The 16,378-nt window shown below is 70.5% G+C and carries 13 protein-coding genes, 1 tRNA gene and 1 other RNA gene; 5 read left to right on the top strand and 10 right to left on the bottom strand.

Translation table 11 applies throughout. The features are described 5' to 3' along the window. Window positions 1–4 precede the first annotated feature (4 nt). A complete protein-coding gene (locus AC1DDU_RS16405; RefSeq protein WP_477435936.1) occupies window positions 5–508 on the top strand; it encodes a DUF3145 domain-containing protein in 504 nt (167 codons plus the stop codon). A 165-nt stretch (window positions 509–673) separates the two neighbouring features. Here AC1DDU_RS16405 and AC1DDU_RS16410 read toward each other — a convergent pair whose 3' ends face one another. The 6 genes from AC1DDU_RS16410 to aceE all read right to left on the bottom strand — a co-directional run bounded on the left by AC1DDU_RS16410 (window position 674) and on the right by aceE (window position 8,279). Further along, entirely contained in the window at window positions 674–1,912 is a 1,239-nt protein-coding gene (locus AC1DDU_RS16410; protein ID WP_477435938.1) for a beta-ketoacyl-[acyl-carrier-protein] synthase family protein, read from the bottom strand. Window positions 1,913–1,969: 57 nt separating this feature from the next. Beyond that, a complete protein-coding gene (locus AC1DDU_RS16415) occupies window positions 1,970–2,218 on the bottom strand; it encodes an acyl carrier protein (protein ID WP_013586517.1) in 249 nt (82 codons plus the stop codon). 76 nt (window positions 2,219–2,294) lie between these two features. Continuing rightward, window positions 2,295–3,296 (bottom strand): beta-ketoacyl-ACP synthase III, encoded by a 1,002-nt coding sequence (locus tag AC1DDU_RS16420; RefSeq protein ID WP_477435940.1) that lies wholly within the window; start codon window positions 3,294–3,296, stop codon window positions 2,295–2,297. Window positions 3,297–3,309: 13 nt separating this feature from the next. Continuing rightward, window positions 3,310–4,221 carry an ACP S-malonyltransferase gene (locus tag AC1DDU_RS16425; protein WP_477435942.1) on the bottom strand — a complete coding sequence of 304 codons (912 nt, stop codon included), beginning with the start codon at window positions 4,219–4,221 and terminating at the stop codon, window positions 3,310–3,312. Window positions 4,222–4,321: 100 nt separating this feature from the next. After that, the gene (locus tag AC1DDU_RS16430) at window positions 4,322–5,542 is read right to left on the bottom strand and encodes a PucR family transcriptional regulator (RefSeq protein WP_477435944.1); all 1,221 of its coding nucleotides are present in this window, start codon (window positions 5,540–5,542) and stop codon (window positions 4,322–4,324) included. Window positions 5,543–5,549: 7 nt separating this feature from the next. Further along, a complete protein-coding gene (gene aceE / locus AC1DDU_RS16435; protein WP_477435946.1) occupies window positions 5,550–8,279 on the bottom strand; it encodes a pyruvate dehydrogenase (acetyl-transferring), homodimeric type in 2,730 nt (909 codons plus the stop codon). Between the two features lie 141 nt (window positions 8,280–8,420). On the opposite strand from aceE, the gene AC1DDU_RS16440 reads away from it, so the two are divergent. Further along, window positions 8,421–8,496 (top strand) — tRNA-Val (locus AC1DDU_RS16440). Between the two features lie 6 nt (window positions 8,497–8,502). Here AC1DDU_RS16440 and AC1DDU_RS16445 read toward each other — a convergent pair. Further along, a complete protein-coding gene (locus tag AC1DDU_RS16445; RefSeq protein WP_477435948.1) occupies window positions 8,503–10,035 on the bottom strand; it encodes an amino acid permease in 1,533 nt (510 codons plus the stop codon). Between the two features lie 88 nt (window positions 10,036–10,123). Between AC1DDU_RS16445 and AC1DDU_RS16450 the strand changes: the two genes are divergently transcribed. Together AC1DDU_RS16450 and AC1DDU_RS16455 are read left to right on the top strand one after the other, a co-directional pair. Further along, window positions 10,124–10,855 (top strand): zinc ribbon domain-containing protein, encoded by a 732-nt coding sequence (locus AC1DDU_RS16450; protein WP_477435950.1) that lies wholly within the window; start codon window positions 10,124–10,126, stop codon window positions 10,853–10,855. 17 nt (window positions 10,856–10,872) lie between these two features. Then, window positions 10,873–12,603 (top strand): bifunctional 3'-5' exonuclease/DNA polymerase, encoded by a 1,731-nt coding sequence (locus tag AC1DDU_RS16455; RefSeq protein WP_477435951.1) that lies wholly within the window; start codon window positions 10,873–10,875, stop codon window positions 12,601–12,603. A 2-nt stretch (window positions 12,604–12,605) separates the two neighbouring features. On the opposite strand, the gene AC1DDU_RS16460 is transcribed toward AC1DDU_RS16455, so the two are convergent. Next, window positions 12,606–14,372: a DUF4012 domain-containing protein gene (locus tag AC1DDU_RS16460; RefSeq protein ID WP_477435953.1), complete on the bottom strand. Its 1,767-nt coding sequence runs from the start codon at window positions 14,370–14,372 to the stop codon at window positions 12,606–12,608. A 4-nt stretch (window positions 14,373–14,376) separates the two neighbouring features. After that, window positions 14,377–15,009: an LPXTG cell wall anchor domain-containing protein gene (locus AC1DDU_RS16465; protein WP_477435955.1), complete on the bottom strand. Its 633-nt coding sequence runs from the start codon at window positions 15,007–15,009 to the stop codon at window positions 14,377–14,379. 194 nt (window positions 15,010–15,203) lie between these two features. On the opposite strand from AC1DDU_RS16465, the gene rnpB reads away from it, so the two are divergent. Then, an RNA gene (gene rnpB / locus AC1DDU_RS16470) (RNase P RNA component class A) lies at window positions 15,204–15,573 on the top strand. A gap of 30 nt (window positions 15,574–15,603) precedes the next feature. Here rnpB and ppgK read toward each other — a convergent pair. After that, the gene (gene ppgK / locus AC1DDU_RS16475; RefSeq protein ID WP_477435957.1) at window positions 15,604–16,368 is read right to left on the bottom strand and encodes a polyphosphate--glucose phosphotransferase; all 765 of its coding nucleotides are present in this window, start codon (window positions 16,366–16,368) and stop codon (window positions 15,604–15,606) included. Window positions 16,369–16,378: the final 10 nt, after the last annotated feature.

A 16,378-nucleotide genomic window follows, 5' to 3' on the forward strand; every position in this document is an offset into this window, starting at 1 on the left:
GATCATGGCGACACATCAGGCGCGTGGGGTGATCTTCATCCACTCCGCGCCACGAGCGTTGTGCCCCCACCTCGAGTGGGCCGTTGGCCGTGCTCTCGGGCGTGCGGTGAGCTTCGCGTGGACCGATCAGCCGGTCCTCAGCGGCAGCCGGCGCGCCGAGTTCTACTGGGAGGGCAGCGCCGGCACGGGCTCCGCACTGGCCACAGCGATCCGCGGGTGGGAGCACCTGCGCTTCGAGGTGACCGAGGACCCCACCCCGCGCAGCGACGGCGGCAGGTGGTTGCACACGCCGGGCCTCGGCATCCACTATGCGCAGACCGACACCGCGGGCAACGTCGTCATCGGCGAGGACCGCATCAGGTACGCGATGGAGCTCGCAGGCGGTGACGCGTTCGAACTGCACCGCGAGCTGCAGGTCGCGCTCGGTGCGGCGTGGGACGAGGAGCTCGAGCCGTTCCGCCACGCCAGCGACGCCGCCCCCGTCGTCTGGCTCCACAAGGTGGGCTGAGCGCGCACGACAACTCCACAGACGCAGGCGGTGCGAGGCGCCACTACCGAGGCTCGGAGGCCATGAATCCCGGGTCGCGGGACCGCGAACCACCGCCTGACACGACAGACGCCCCCGGTCGGCTTCACCGGGGGCGTCTTCGCGTCGAGGAATGAGGCCGAGGCGTCAGACCGAGGCGAACGCGGCGACGGCGTTGTGACCGCCGAAGCCGAACGAGTTGCTGATCGCGAGCTGCGGACCGTCGCCGAGCGGCATCGGGGTTCCCGAGATGCGGAACGGCACCTCGGGGTCCTGCGTCGTGAGGTTGATCGTCGGGGGAGCGATGCGGTTCTGGATCGCCAGCACCGTGAAGATCGCCTCGAGTGCGCCGGTGCCACCGAGGAGGTGACCCGTCGACGCCTTCGTGGCGGAGACCGGGATGTCGTCGATCCGCGCCCCGAAGACCGACCGCAGCGCGGTGTACTCGTTCGGGTCGCCGACCGGCGTCGAGGTGGCGTGGGCGTTGATGTGCGTCACGTCGTCGACCGAGGCATCCGCCATCTCCAGCGCCATCCGCACGGCGCGCGACGCGCCGAGACCCTCGGGGTCGTTCGCAGTGATGTGGTACGAGTCCGCCGTCACGCCGCCGCCGACGACGGCCGCGTAGATCTTCGCGCCGCGGGCACGGGCGTGCTCCTCGGTCTCGAGGATGAGCACGGCGGCACCCTCGCCCATGACGAAGCCGTCACGGTCGACGCTGCACGGACGCGACGCCGTCGCGGGGTCGTCGTTGCGACGGGACAGCGCCTGCATCGACGAGAACGCGGCGATCGTCACCGGGTGGATGACCGACTCGGTGCCGCCGGCGATCACGACGTCGGCGTAGCCGGCGCGGATGTGCTCGATCGCGTTCACGAGCGACTCCGTGCTCGATGCACAGGCGCTGGCGACGGTGCGCGCGTAGGCGCGCGCGTTGAAGTGGAGGGAGAGGTTGCCGGCGGCCGCGTTCGGCATGAGCATCGGGACCGTCATCGGCAGCACGCGCCGCGGTCCCTTCTCGCGCAGCGTGTCCCAGCCGTCCAGCAGCGTGTGAAGGCCGCCGATGCCCGTCGCGAAGTCGACACCCAGGCGGTCCGGGTCGACCTCGGGACTGCCGGCATCCGCCCACGCCTCCATCGCCGCGACCAGCGCGAACTGCGAGGACGGGTCCAGGCGCTTGGCGATCGGACGCTCGAGGACCGTGTCGGGGCGCACCTTGGCCTCCGCGGCGAAGGTGACCGGCAGCTGGTACTGCTCGACCCAGTCGTGCTCCAGGGTGCGGGCGCCGGAGACGCCCTCCAGGAGCGCGGACCAGCTCTCGGGTGCCGTGCCGCCCAGCGGCGACGACGCGCCGATGCCGGTGACGACGATGCGGGAGTTGCTCATGTCGGTTCTAGATCCTCGTGGGTGAGCCGGTGGGGGCCGAAGCCCCCACCGGAGGGCTTACGCCTGGTTCGACGTGATGAAGGTGACGGCGTCGCCGACGGTCTTGAGGTTCTTGACCTCGTCGTCGGGGATGGTGACGCCGAACTTCTCCTCGGCGTTGACGACGATCGTCATCATCGAGATCGAGTCGATGTCGAGGTCGTCGGTGAACGACTTCTCGAGGGCGACCTCGTCGGCCGAGATGCCCGTCTCGTCGGTGATGAGCTCCGCGAGTCCGGCGAGGACCTCGTCGTTGGTGAATGCCATGGGATTCTCCTGTTTTTCTTAGGGGTACGGGGGCCCGGGCGGGCCGGGTCTCAGTCTAGGGTCGGGGTTCGCCGTGTCAGGGGAGCACGACGACCTGAGCGCCGAACACCAGTCCGGCGCCGAAGCCGATCTGCAGGGCCAGGCCGCCCGAGAGCTCCGGGTGCTCCTCGAGCAGGCGATGCGTGGCGAGCGGGATCGACGCCGCCGACGTGTTGCCGGTCGTCTCGATGTCGCGGCCGACGACCACGGTGTCGGGGAGCTTCAGCTGCTTGGCGAACTCGTCGATGATGCGCATGTTCGCCTGGTGCGGGATGAAGGCAGCCAGATCGGATGCCTCGATCCCGGCGGCTTCGAGCGCCTGGCGTGCGACCTTGACCATCTCCCACACGGCCCAGCGGAAGACCGTCGGGCCTTCCTGGCGCAGCGTCGGCCACGGTGCGGCGCCGTCGCGGAACTCGGTGAGCGTGTGGTTCATGCCCACGGCGTCGGCCTTCGAGCCGTCGGAACCCCACACCGTGGGGCCGATGCCGGGGGTGTCGCTCGGGCCGACGACCGCAGCGCCCGCGCCGTCGCCGAGGAGGAACGAGATGCTCCGGTCGGTCGGGTCGACGATGTCGCTGAGCTTCTCGGTGCCGATGACGACCGCGTAGTGCGCGGCACCCGCGCGGATCAGCGCGTCCGCCTGCGCCACGCCGTACGCGAAACCCGCGCAGGCGGCGTTCACGTCGTAAGCGGCGGCGGGGTTGGCTCCCACGCGGTCGGCCACGATCGCGGAGACGGACGGGGTCTGCTTCGGGTTGCTGATCGTCGCGACGATGACCGCATCGATCTGCGACGGGTCGACGCCGGAGCGCTCGATCGCCTCGCGTGCGGCGTCGGTGGCGAGGTCGATGGCGTCGGTTTCGGCCACGGCACGGGTGCGCGTGACGATGCCGGTGCGCTGACGGATCCACTCGTCGCTGGAGTCGATCGGGCCGATGAGGTCGTCGTTGGGGACGGCGATCTCGCCACGGGCGGCGCCGTACGCGTAGATGCGCGTGTGAGCGGCACCGGTGGGCTGGACGAGTGTGGGGGTCATGCGCATTCTCCGGTCAGGCATCGACGGCCACGAGCGTGGCGGCCGCCTCCAGGTCGTCGGGGGTCTTCACGGCGACGGCGGGCACTCCGCGCAACGCGCGCTTCGCCAGCCCGACCAGCGTGCCCGCGGGGGACAGTTCCACGATGCCCGACACACCGGCATCCGCGAAAGACGCCATGCACAGATCCCAGCGCACCGGGGAGGCCACCTGGTCGACGAGCAGGTCGACGAACCTCGGGCCCGACGCGATCGCGGACCCGTCGCGGTTCGTCCAGAGCGTGACGGCGGGATCGGATGCCGCGACCTCGGCCGCCGCCTCGCGCAGCGTCTCGACGGCGGGTGCCATGTAGTGGGTGTGGAAGGCGCCCGCGACCTGCAGCGGGATGACCCGCGTCCCGGCGACCGGTTCTGCCGCGAGGGCGCCGAGCGCGTCGAGCGCGCCGGCGACGACGAGCTGTCCGCCGCCGTTGTAGTTGGCGGGGGCGAGTCCGAGCTCGTCGAGGCGGGCGAGGACGGATGCCTCGTCTCCGCCGATCACCGCACTCATGCCCGTGGCGGCGACCGAGGCGGCCTCTGCCATGGCACGGCCGCGGATGCCGACGAGGGTGAGAGCCGCCTGCTCGCTGAGGACACCGGCCGCGGCTGCCGCGGCGAACTCGCCGACGGAGTGGCCGGCGACGCCGCCGACGCGGTCGCGATCGGGCAGCGCGTTCCACGAGAGCAGGCTCGCGGCCACGATGAGCGGCTGCGCCACCTGAGTGTCGCGGATGCGGTCCGCGTCCCACTCCGTGCCCGCGGCGACCAGGTCGACGCCGGCCCAGTCGGAGTAGCGGGCAAGACGATCGGCGGCGCCGTCCATCTCGAGCCAAGGTGCCAGGAAGCCGGGGGACTGGGAGCCCTGCCCAGGGAAGACCGCGATTCTCACCGTTCCATCCTGCCAAGGATCATGGGCGGGCATCTGGCGATACCGTCAAAGAATCCCGCCGGGGTTTGTGCGTGGCCCACACGCTACCGCGGCGAGCGCGTCACGCCGACGGGCGGCGAGGCGCCGCCGGGCGCCGGCGGGAGGCATCCGTGCCGATGGAGCCGAGGATCAGCGCCGTCTGCAGGATGAGCGCCTCGCGTGGTCCCGTCGCATCCCACCCGATCACCTCCGACACGCGCTTGAGTCGGTAGCGCACCGTGTTGGGGTGCACGAACAGCTCGCGCGCAGTGGCCTCGAGCGAGCGCCCGTTGTCGAGGTACGCCCACAGCGTGGCCACCAGATCGGCGCTGTGCCCCTGGAGCGGCCGGTAGATGCGCTCCACCAGCGTGAGCTTGGCGAGCGGGTCGCCGGCCAGGGCCCGCTCGGGGAGCAGGTCGTCCGCCTCGACAGGGCGAGGCGCATGACGCCATGCCCGTGCCACGGCGAACCCGGCCAGCGCGGCACGGGCGCTCTGGCTCGCATCGACCAGGGCGGGCACCGTGGGACCCAGGACGAGGTATCCGCTCCCGAACCCCGGCTCGAGCCGCTTCGCGATCTCGGCGAACGGCAGGTCGATCTCCGCGTCCTCGGCACGCGCAGCGGGCTCGGCACGGCCGACCACGAGCACGAGGCGCGAGCCCTGCACCCCGATCAGCACGTCGACGCCGAGCTTGCGCGCGGTGCGGCGCAGCTGATCGACGTCGAACAACGGGGGAGTCGTGCCCACGAGCACCGCGACCTCGCCGTGACCGTGCCAGCCGAGGGCAGCGATGCGGCTGGGAAGCTCTTCGTCGGCCTCGCCCGTGAGGATCGAGTCGACGACCAGCGCCTCCAGCCGCGCGTCCCACAGGCCGCGGGCCTCGGCCGCACGTGCGTACACGTCGGCCGCCGCGAAGGCGACTTCGCGCGAGTAGAGCAGGATCGCCTCGCGAAGATGCTCGCCCTTCCCCGCGACGCGCTCCTCGGTGACCTCGACGGTGACGCGGATCAGCTGCAGCGTCTGCGTCAGACTGACGCTGCGCAGCAGCTCGCGCGGCGCGGCGGCGAAGATGTCGGACGCGATCCACGGCGTCGAGCCGGGGTCGTCGTACCACTGGATGAACGACGTGATGCCTGCCTGGGCCACCAGCCCGACGGCGGAGCGTCGGGCCGGCGGCATCTCGGCATACCAGGGGAGCGTCTCTTCGAGCCGCTTGATGGTGACGGTCGCGAGATCACCCGAGATGCGTCGCAACCACGCGAGCGTCTCGGTCTTGTCCATCACCTCCGCGGGCTTGGGCATCCGCGGATCAGCTCTCGCCGCCCGCGTTCCCGCTCGTGCCGGCGGTCACGTCGTACAGGCGGTACTTCTGGATCGCCTGGGCGGCCAGGCCGCGGTCGACCACGCCCTCCTCGGCCAGCGCCTGCAGGGTGCGGACGACGACCGACGGTCCGTCGATCTTGAAGAAGCGACGGGCGGCGGCGCGGGTGTCCGAGAAGCCGAAGCCGTCGGCACCGAGGGTCGCGAACCGGTTCGGTACCCACGGGCGGATCTGGTCCTGCACGGCGTGCATGAAGTCGCTCACGGCGACGACCGGGCCCGCGGCATCCTTCAGCTTGTCGGTGATGTACGCGGTGTGCGGCTCCTCCTCCGGGTGGAGGAAGTTGTGCTCGTCGGCGGCGAGGCCGTCGCGGCGCAGTTCGCTCCACGAGGTCACCGACCACACGTCGGCCTGCACGCCCCAGTCCTCGCGCAGCAGCTCCTGCGCCTCGAGCGCCCACGGCACGCCGACGCCCGACGCGAGGAGCTGGGCCTTCGGCCCTTCGCCCTCGGCGGTGGAGATGCGGTGGATGCCGCGCAGGATGCCGTCGACGTCGACATCGGCGGGCTCCGCGGGCTGCACCAGCGGCTCGTTGTACACCGTGATGTAGTACATGACGTTCGGGTCGGGGTGGTTGCCGCCGTACATGCGCTCGAGGCCGTCGCGCACGATGTGCGCGATCTCGTAGCCGTACGCCGGGTCGTACGACACCGTCGCCGGGTTCGTCGACGCGAGCAGCTGCGAGTGCCCGTCGGCGTGCTGCAGGCCCTCGCCGGTGAGCGTGGTGCGGCCGGCGGTGGCGCCGATGATGAAGCCGCGCGCCATCTGGTCGCCCGCCGCCCACTGGGCGTCGCCGGTGCGCTGGAACCCGAACATCGAGTAGAAGACGTAGACCGGGATCAGCGGCTCGCCGTGCGTGGCGTACGAGGTGCCGGTCGCGGTGAAGGCCGCGACGGCGCCCGCCTCGTTGATGCCGACGTGCATGATCTGGCCCTGCGGGCTCTCCTTGTACGCCAGGAGCAGCTCACGGTCGACCGAGGTGTAGTTCTGGCCGTGCGGGTTGTAGATCTTCGCCGTCGGGAAGTACGCGTCCATGCCGAACGTGCGGGCCTCGTCGGGGATGATCGGCACGATGCGGTGGCCGAAGTCCTTCGCGCGCAGCAGGTCCTTCAGGAGGCGCACGAACGCCATGGTCGTCGCGATCTCCTGCGTTCCCGAGCCCTTCTTGGGCAGCGCGTACGCGTCGTCGCCGGGCAGCTGGAGGCCGACGTGGTGCGAGCGGCGCTCGGGGAGGAAGCCGCCGAGCGTGCGGCGCCGCTCCAGCATGTACTGGATGGTCTCGTCCTGGCCGCCCGGGTTGAAGTACGGCGGCAGGTACGGGTTCTCCTCGAGCTGCGCGTCGGTGATCGGGATGCGCATCGAGTCGCGGAAGTGCTTGAGGTCCTCGAGCGTCATCTTCTTCATCTGGTGGGTCGCGTTGCGGCCCTCGAAGTGGTGACCGAGGCCGTAGCCCTTGATCGTCTTGGCGAGGATGACCGTCGGCTGGCCCTTGTGCTCGGCGGCGGCCTTGTATGCGGCGTAGACCTTGCGGTAGTCGAGGCCGCCGCGGCGCAGCTTGCCCCAGATGTCGTCGTCCGACCAGTCCTTGACCAGCGCCGCCGTGCGCTCGTCGCGCCCGAAGAAGTGCTCGCGGATGAACGCGCCGTCCTCGGCGCGGTAGGTCTGGAAGTCGCCGTCAGGCGTCGTGTTCATGAGGTGCACGAGGGCGCCGTCGACGTCCTTCGAGAGCAGCTCGTCCCAGCCGGAGCCCCAGACGACCTTGATGACGTTCCAGCCCGCGCCGCGGAAGTAGCTCTCCAGCTCCTGGATGATCTTGCCGTTGCCGCGCACCGGGCCGTCCAGGCGCTGCAGGTTGCAGTTGACGACGAAGGTCAGGTTGTCCAGGCCCTCGTTCGCGGCGACCTGCAGCTGTCCGCGGCTCTCGACCTCGTCCATCTCGCCGTCGCCGAGGAACGCCCACACGTGGGAGTTCGACAGGTCCTTGATGCCGCGGTTGGTGAGGTACTTGTTCGTCATCGCCTGGTAGATGGCGTTGATCGGACCGAGACCCATCGACACGGTCGGGAACTGCCAGTACTCCGGCATGAGGCGCGGGTGCGGGTACGAGGGCAGCCCTTCGGGCGCCTTCGACTTCTCCTGGCGGAAGCCGTCGAGCTGGCTTTCCGTCAGGCGGCCCTCGAGGAAGGACCGCGCGTAGATGCCGGGCGAGGCGTGACCCTGGATGAACACCTGGTCGCCGCCGGACGGGTCGTCGAGCCCGCGGAAGAAGTGGTTGAAGCCGACCTCGTACAGGGATGCCGACGACGCATACGTCGAGATGTGCCCGCCGACGCCGATGCCCGGGCGCTGTGCGCGGTGCACCGTGATGGCGGCGTTCCAGCGGATCCAGCGGCGGTAGCGACGCTCGAGCTCCTCGTCACCGGGGAACTCGGGCTCGTTGTCGGGCGCGATCGTGTTGATGTAATCCGTCGTGGGAACCTGCGGCACGTTCAGCTGCAGTTCGTGCGAGGTCTGCAGCAGGCTCAGCATGATCTCGCGGCCACGCCCGTGACCCTTGGCCTGCACGAGCTGCTGGAGGGACTCCTGCCACTCGGAGGTCTCGTCGGGATCGCTGTCGAGCGGGTCCTGCGAGTACGGATCCTGATCGTTGACAGTCACAGAAGACCTTTCGTCGTCTGGCAGATCGTGCCAGGGAATCGCTACCGGAGCGGGGCGGGCTTTGTCAGCCCTGCACAACGCACCACCCGCCAGCCTACCGAGTTCGGACGGCCCCGGACGCACCTCGTAGACTGAGGGCGAGGGCCTTTAGCTCAGCTGGTAGAGCGCCACGTTTACACCGTGGATGTCGTCGGTTCGATCCCGGCAGGGCCCACCACGCTCATCAGGGCCGGTCGGACCGCGCCTCCTCGTCGCCGTCCTCGCGCTCATGCGAGACGACATGAGGCAGCGCGAACTCCTCGTAGCCGGGCTGGCCGATCTTCGAATGCCGGTGCGAGTAGGCGAAGTAGACGACGAATCCGATGAGCAGCCACACCACGAAGCGCAACCACGTCTCGACCGTCAGATTGAGCATCAGGTAGATGCAGATCGCCGCCGACAGCCCGGGCAGCCACGGGTTCAGCGGCACGCGGAAGGTGCGATGCAGGTCGGGGCGCCGGCGCCGCAGCACGATCACCCCCACCGAGACGAGAACGAACGCCGACAGCGTGCCGATGTTCACCATCTCCTCGAGCAGTCCGACGGGCGTGAACCCGGCGACGACGGCGACGACGACGGTCACCAGGATCGAGATCACCCACGGTGTGCGGAACCGGGGGTGCACCTTGGCCAGCCGGACGGGCAGGAGCGCGTCGCGCGACATCGCGAAGATGATGCGCGTGGCGCCGATCAGCAGCGTGAGCACGACCGTCGTGAGGCCCGCCACCGCGCCGGCGGAGATCAGCGTGGCCATCCAGGTGGCGCCGTGGAAGGCGAAGGCGTTGGCGAGCGCCGCGGCAGGATCGAGGTCCTGGTAGGGCACCATGCCGGTGACGACGAGGGCGACGGCGCAGTACAGCAGCGTGCAGATCACCAGCGAAGCGATGATGCCGATCGGCAGGTCGCGCTGCGGGTTGCGCGTCTCCTCGGCGGTGGTCGCGACGACGTCGAAGCCGATGTAGGCGAAGAACACCAGTGCGGCGCCGGCGAAGATGCCGCCGACGCCGAACGCGGTCGGCTCGATGCCCGAGAAGAACTGCAGCAGCGGCTGGGTGAGTCCGGTCGCCGCTTCCTTCGGCGCGGCGGGAGGCACGAACGGCGACCAGTTCGCGGGGTTCACGAACAGCAGCCCCGCGACGATGACGAAGAGCACGATGAACAGCTTCACGGCGACCAGCACCATGTTGACCCGCAGCGACTCCTTGATGCCGAAGGTCATCAGCCCGCCGAGCACCAGCACGAGCAGGATCGCCATGAGGTCGACGGTGCCGCCGTATCCGATCTCGGCCGGGATCGGCATCCCGAGCTGCTGCAGCAGGGTGCCGAGGTAGGCGCTCCAGCCCTGCGCCACCACGCTCGCGCCGAGGAACATCTCGAGGATGAGGTCCCACCCGATGATCCACGCGAACAGCTCGCCCAACGACGAGTACGAGAACGTGTAGGCGGACCCCGACACCGGCACGGTCGACGCGAACTCGGCGTAGCAGAGCGCGGCGAGCGTGCACGCGACCGCCGCCACCGCGAAGCTGATGACGATCGCCGGTCCTGCGACCTCGTGCGCCGCGCGGCCGGTGAGCGTGAAGATGCCCGCTCCGATCACGACGCCGATGCCGAAGACGGTCAGGTCGAGGGCGGTGAGGGACTTCTTGAGCCTGAATTCCGGTTCGTCGGTGTCGGCGATCGACTGCTCGACGGACTTGGTGCGAAGAACGCCCATGGTTCGTGCCTTTCGTCGTCGGAAGGGCCGGTCGTCGAATGCTAGTCGCCGCCGCTCGCGCCGTCGATGCCCACGGTAGGTTGGTCACGTGAACGCCAGCCCCGCAGATCAGGCCCGCCTCGTCGAGGTCGCCCAGCTCGACGCCCGCATCCGCCAGGCCGACAACGCCCGCAAGAACCCGCCGCAGGCCGGGCGCGTGCAGGAGCTGCTCGGACGTCGTCAGGAGCTTTCACAGGAGCTCACGATCCGTTTGGGTGCGCGTGACGATCTGCGTTCCGAGCTGGCGCGCATCGAGTCCGACGTCGCCGTCGTCGACGCCCGCGCGGCACGCGACACCGACCGGCTCGCGGCATCCAGCAACTCCAAGGAGGCGCAGGGTCTCGAGAGCGAGCTCGGCGCGCTGGCACGCCGCAAGAGCGATCTGGAGGATGCCGAGCTCGCCGTCATGGAGCGCCTCGAGGTCGCCGATGCCGCCGTCGCGGAGCAGGAGGCCCTGATCGCCGCCACCAACGCGGAGGGCGCCGAGCTCAGCGCCGAGGGCAAGCGTGCCGTCGCCGAGGCGACGGCCGCGTTCGATGCCGCCACGCGCGATCGCGCCGCCGTCGCCGGGGCCGTCCCTGCCGATCTGCTGGGGATGTACAACCGCCTCGCTCTGCGCAGCGCCGGTGCCGCGTTCCTGCGTCGCCGCACCTGCGAGGGCTGCCACATGGTGCTCGCAGGCACCGACCTGCAGGTGCTGCGCCAGGCGGCGGAGGACGACGTCGTGACGTGCCCCGAGTGCGGCTGCATCCTCGTGCGCGACGGCGAGTCCGGCCTCTGACCGATCCCCGTGCCGCCATGGGCGCCGCCGACCCCGCCGCCTGGATCGTCCTCGGGCGGTCGGAGACCGGGGCGACGGCCGTCCACCTGGACGCGGCAGCGGCCGAGACCGGCCGGTCGGAGATATCTGCGGGCGAGCTGACCCGCTGGGTGGCGGACGTCGAAGCGCAGCAGGCGCCGCGATGGGTCTGGCACGACACCCCGCAGTGGTACGCCGCGCTCCTGGCCGACGGCGTCCGCGTCGCGCGGTGCCAGGACCTCCGGCTGTGCCACGCGATCCTCCGCGATTCCGCACACGTCGACGACGCGGCGGCCGTGCGCACCCCGTCGCCGTGGGATGCCGCACCTTCGGCCGAGGCCGATGACTCCCCGCCCGCCCTGTTCGATCTCGACGACGCCGGCCCGGCACCCGGTCCTCCCGCCGGGGTCGACGACGCCCTGGCCGAGTTCGCACGACAGCGCGCCGCGGTCGCCGGGAGCACGGAACCGGGGCGCCTTCGTCTGCTGGTGGCCGCGGAGTCCGCGGGAGCGCTCGTCGCCGCCGAGCTGCGAGCTGCCGGGCTGCCGTGGGATGCCGCCGCACACGACCGGATCCTGGTCGAGACCCTCGGTGAGCGACCGCTCGGCGGCGGGCAGCCGGCGAAGCTCGCCGCCGCCGCGGCACGGGTGCGGGAGGCGCTGGGCGACCCGGCGGCGAGCCTGGACTCCCAGCCGAAGCTGCTGCGTGCGCTGCACCGGGCGGGCGTGCTCGTGGAGTCCACGAGCCGCTGGGAGCTCGCCGAGCAGCGGCATCCGGTCATCGAACCGCTCCTGGAGTACAAGAAGCTCTCGCGGCTGCTGTCGGCGAACGGCTGGACGTGGCTGGCCGACTGGGTGGCGGACGGCCGGTTCCGGGCGGTGTTCGTGCCAGGAGGCGTGGTGACCGGCCGCTGGGCGTCGTCGGGCGGAGGCGCGCTGCAGCTGCCCCGCCAGCTGCGCGAGGCGGTCCGGGCCGACCCGGGGTGGCGGCTCGTGGTCGCCGACGTCGCCCAGCTCGAGCCCCGCGTGCTGGCGGCGATGTCGGGCGACCTCGCCCTCGCGGAGGCCGCCCGCGGCCGCGACCTCTACGCCGGCATCGTCGACAGCGGCGCGGTAGCCACCCGCCAGGAGGCGAAGATCGCGATTCTCGGGGCGATGTACGGCGCGACGACGGGGGAGTCCGGGCGTCTGGTGCCACGGCTGCGGCGCGCCTACCCGCGCGCGATGGGACTGGTCGACGACGCGGCGCGCACCGGTGAGGACGGCGGCATCGTCTCCACCTGGCTAGGTCGCACCTCGCCGCCGCCGTCGGAGGCGTGGTCGGCCGCGCAGTCCCTGGCGACCGAGGCGGAGGCATCCGGGGCGGACGAGACCCGCGCGAAGCGGTGGGCGCGCGATCGGGGTCGGTTCACCCGCAACTTCGTCGTGCAGGGCACCGCCGCCGAGTGGGCGCTCGCCTGGCTCGCCGATCTGCGCGGTCGACTCGCCGCGCTCCCGCCGGTCGACGCCGCGCACGGCGCGCCACGCTCCGGCCCCGCCTTCGCACGACAGCCGCACCTCGCCTTCTTCCTCCACGACGAGGTGATCGTGCACGCTCCCGAAGAGCACGCGGAGGCCGCGGCGCAGGCGGTCACGGATGCCGCGGCCGCCGCCGGACGCCTGCTGTTCGGCGGATTCCCGCTCGACTTCCGGCTCGACGTGCGCATCGCCGAGACCGCCCTCAAGGACTGAGGTCACCTGCAGGCGGGCGAGACCACCTCGACGTCGGCCGGCGTGAGCAGCGGCGTGTGCAGGAGTGAAGGCGCGACGTCACGCCCGAGGTCGACCACGAAGCGGAAGGTGACCTCCTTCGTCTCGCCGGGTCGCATCGAGATCGTCGTCGCGCTCGTCGGGAATCCTTCATCGGTGACGTCGGTCGAAAGGACGTTCTCTCCGCCGACGGTCACTCCATCGAAGAACGCTCCCGGAGGCGCGGCGACGCTCACGCTCATCCGGATGTCACCGGGCTCGACGCCTTCGATACCGCCGCCGGTGACCCACCAGGGGAGGGCGGTCCCCGCATCCGGCGCCGCAGTGTTGGTCAGAGCGACCGTCACAACTCCGTCGGACAGTCCATCCGGCCGGCAGTCCGCACGCCCCACGGTCATCGCGACGTCCAGGAACGGGCCCATCTTCCCCGCCGTGGCGTCATTGAAGTACACCGCGAATGCACCGGGACCGGCGTCGGCATGGCGCACACTCTGCCCGGCGAAGGCGCTTGCTGCGAAGCGCTTCTCGTCCGCCGGGTCCGCGCTCCAGATCGCGATCCGCCCATCGGCTATCGGCTGAACGAGGGCATCCACCAGAGCGAACGTGTCGACACCGCCCGACAGCACCGTCGCGAACAGCGTCGCCGTGAGTTGCTGCTGAAGCGCGGTCTGCTGGTCGCGATCGAGTTCGAGGTACGCATCCACGAGCAGCTTCTGGACCACGTTGTCGGAGTTCAGTTCGGTGCCGTCGGGAAGCACGACGGGCCCGGCGGCGTGCAGCATCGCGGCGACCGCCGGCATATCGAGCGAGATGACGGCGTCTGGGCTGACATCCGAACGGGTGCTCCACCAGGCGGTGACGAGTTCCGCCGTCACCGGGAAGGACGACGGCATGGTCGCGTTCTGGACGAACCGGCCGACGCGGTCGCCGTACAGTTCGGTCGTCGATGCCGGCACGGGTGCGACCGGCTCGGTCTGCCCGGGGAAGTCGCTGCTGTCTGCTTGGTCCACGAGGGACACCGAGCCGTTGTCCGCTCGCAGCAACGCGAACGATCCGCTGATGCCTCCGGCCGTACGAAGCTCAGCGTTGTTCTGCAGCATCACCAGGATGTTACGCGGCCCATCAGCCCCCAGGACCGTCGGCAGCGCCTCCGCTGCGGGCGCGATCTGTTCCAGCGGGGCCGCGGCGACACCGACCGCCCCGGTCAGGCGATCCACCCCGGACGCGAGGGGGGCGATGAGCTGTCTTGTGTCGATGTCGGTCAGAGCGCTGTCGGCCGCGGTGAGCGCGTCCGATGTGCGCCGGAGCGGCCCGGCGAGAGCAGTGAGGTGCTCGACGTCGAATGCGGCTCCGTCGGCAGAACTCGATTCCAGCACGGAGATGAGCGGGTCGGCTGCGACGGTGATGGCGTGCAGGTGGGATGAGACCACGCGCGCCGCTGCGAGGTTCGGACCGATCCAAGGCGTGAGCTCGGCGACACGCCACACCGGATCGCCGCTCAGGGCGTCGGCTTGCGCCGTATGTGATCCGAGCTCGGTCACCACCTGCCCGAGACGATCCAGATCCCTGCTGTTCGCTGCGTCCTCGAGCTGCGATGCCAGGGGGAGCATCGCCTCGAGCTCGGCCTTCAGGAGCACCGCCCTCACCCCGACCCAGACGGCTGATGCGATCAGCACCAGGCCGACTGCGCCGAGAGCAAGGAGGATCGTCCTCCGGTGCGTCCCCTTCCGCGTGGCGTCAGGAGACGTCACCGACTCATCCGTTCGTGTGACCGCGGCGTCGACGCAGGACGACCAGACCAGCGCCACCCAGTGCCAGGATGCCGCCCACGATGGCGATCGGCATCATCGACGCGCTCAGTCCTGTCGCCGGGAGCCCTGCGGTGGCCGGCGTCGGCCGCGGGTCGGTGGCACACTGCGGCGTCGACGGCGGATAGGACAGCGGAACCGCCATCTCCGGGTTCACGGTGATCTTCGCGGAGATGTTGCCGCGGGTCCACCGGAAGTTGCCGTCGGTCTCGACCCACTGCCCGTCCACGAACGCCCAACCGGGCCACCCCGTGGCATTGCCCTGCGCGTCGACCGAGGCGCCCGGCCACAGGACGCGACCGCTCAGGTGACCGTTGACCAGATCTCCGAGCAGGATCGTCGCGGTGTTGGTGCCGTCGGTGAGCACGAGCCGGGCCGTGTGCCCCGTGGACTGATTGTCGGGGTCCGTGAGGGTCACCGAGTAGCTGATCCACGGAACGTCCTTGTTGCATTCGCCCACCGCGGTCGAGCCGGCGAGCGTGGGCTCGACGGGTTCGGTGGGGGTGTAGCCGTCGTCCTCTTCGGTCGCGACGGACACCGTGTTGACAGGTCCGACCGCGGCCGAAGCGGCAGTCGGCACAGAACAGATCATTGCCGCGATGACAAACGCGGACACGACAAACTTGCGCACGTCGATCAGCCTCCCCAGGTGGCTATCTCGCTGGATCCTCACCCCAGTGGAGAGTCCAGTTGGGGTTCATGATACAGCACGTCGGGGACAGCCGCAGGAGGTCAGCGCGGTGCCGGCCGTCGCACGTAGGATGAGGACGCGAATGGGTCGGCTGGACGGTCGCGTCGCGGACGGTTCGCCGTCGCGCGCCGAGGAACGTCCGGGCTCCGCAGGGCAGGGCGGTGGGTAACACCCACCCGGAGCGATCCGCGAGACAGTGCCACAGAAAGCAGACCGCCCCGGTTTCGGCCGGGGTAAGGGTGAAAGGGTGGTGTAAGAGACCACCGGGGTCGTGGTGACACGACCCGCAAGGTAAACCTCGCCCGGAGCAAGGCCAGACAGGGGATGACGACGCGGCCCGCCGAGTCCCCGGGTAGGCCGCTGGAGCGGCACGGCAACGTGTCGCCGAGAGAGATGACCGTCCACGGGGCTCACGCCCCCGGACAGAACCCGGCGTACAGGCCGGCCCATTCGCCCTCTCGGTCGGGACGCCCCCTGCCGCCGTCAGCCGCGCGCGAGCGCGGCCGCCCCGATGATGCCCGCGTTGTTGCGGTGAACGGCAGGGACGATCGGCGTCCGCAGCTCCAGCAGGTGCAGGAACTGGTCGGCGTGCTTGGACACGCCGCCGCCCACCACGAACAGGTCGGGGCTGAACAGGAACTCGATGTGGCTGTAGTACCACTGCAGCCGCTTGGCCCACTGCTCCCACGTGAGGCTGTGGCGCTCCATCGCGGAGTACGCGGCGTAAGCCTCGGCATCCTTCCCGTGCCGTGCGCGCTGCACGTGGCCGAGCTCCGAGTTGGGAACCAGCACGCCGTCGTACAGGAGGGCGGAGCCGATCCCGGTGCCGAGCGTGGTGAGGATCGTGAGTCCGGGCTGGTCCTTCGCGGCGCCGTACCGCACCTCCGCGACACCGGCGACGTCGGCGTCGTTCGCGAAGTGGATGTCGCGTCCCAGGCCGTCCTCGAAGAACTTCTCCGCCTCGAAGTCGACCCACTGATCCGAGACGTTCGCTGCCGACAGGGTGCGGCCGTTCTTCACGATCGCCGGAAACGCGACGCCGAGCGGAACCGAGTGGTCGTCGGCGACACCGAGGGTCGTCAGCACTTCGGTCACGGCGGCGAGCACGTCCGGCGGGTGGGCACCCGGAGGCGTCGCGACCTTGATGCGGTCGCTCACCAGTTCGCCGCGGTCGAGGTCCACGATCCCCGCCTTGATTCCGGTTCCGCCGATGTCCACGCCGACGGCGTGCGCCCCCTCAGATGCCATGGCCCCCAGC

It is taken from the genome of Microbacterium sp. 05T445 (assembly GCF_056395865.1).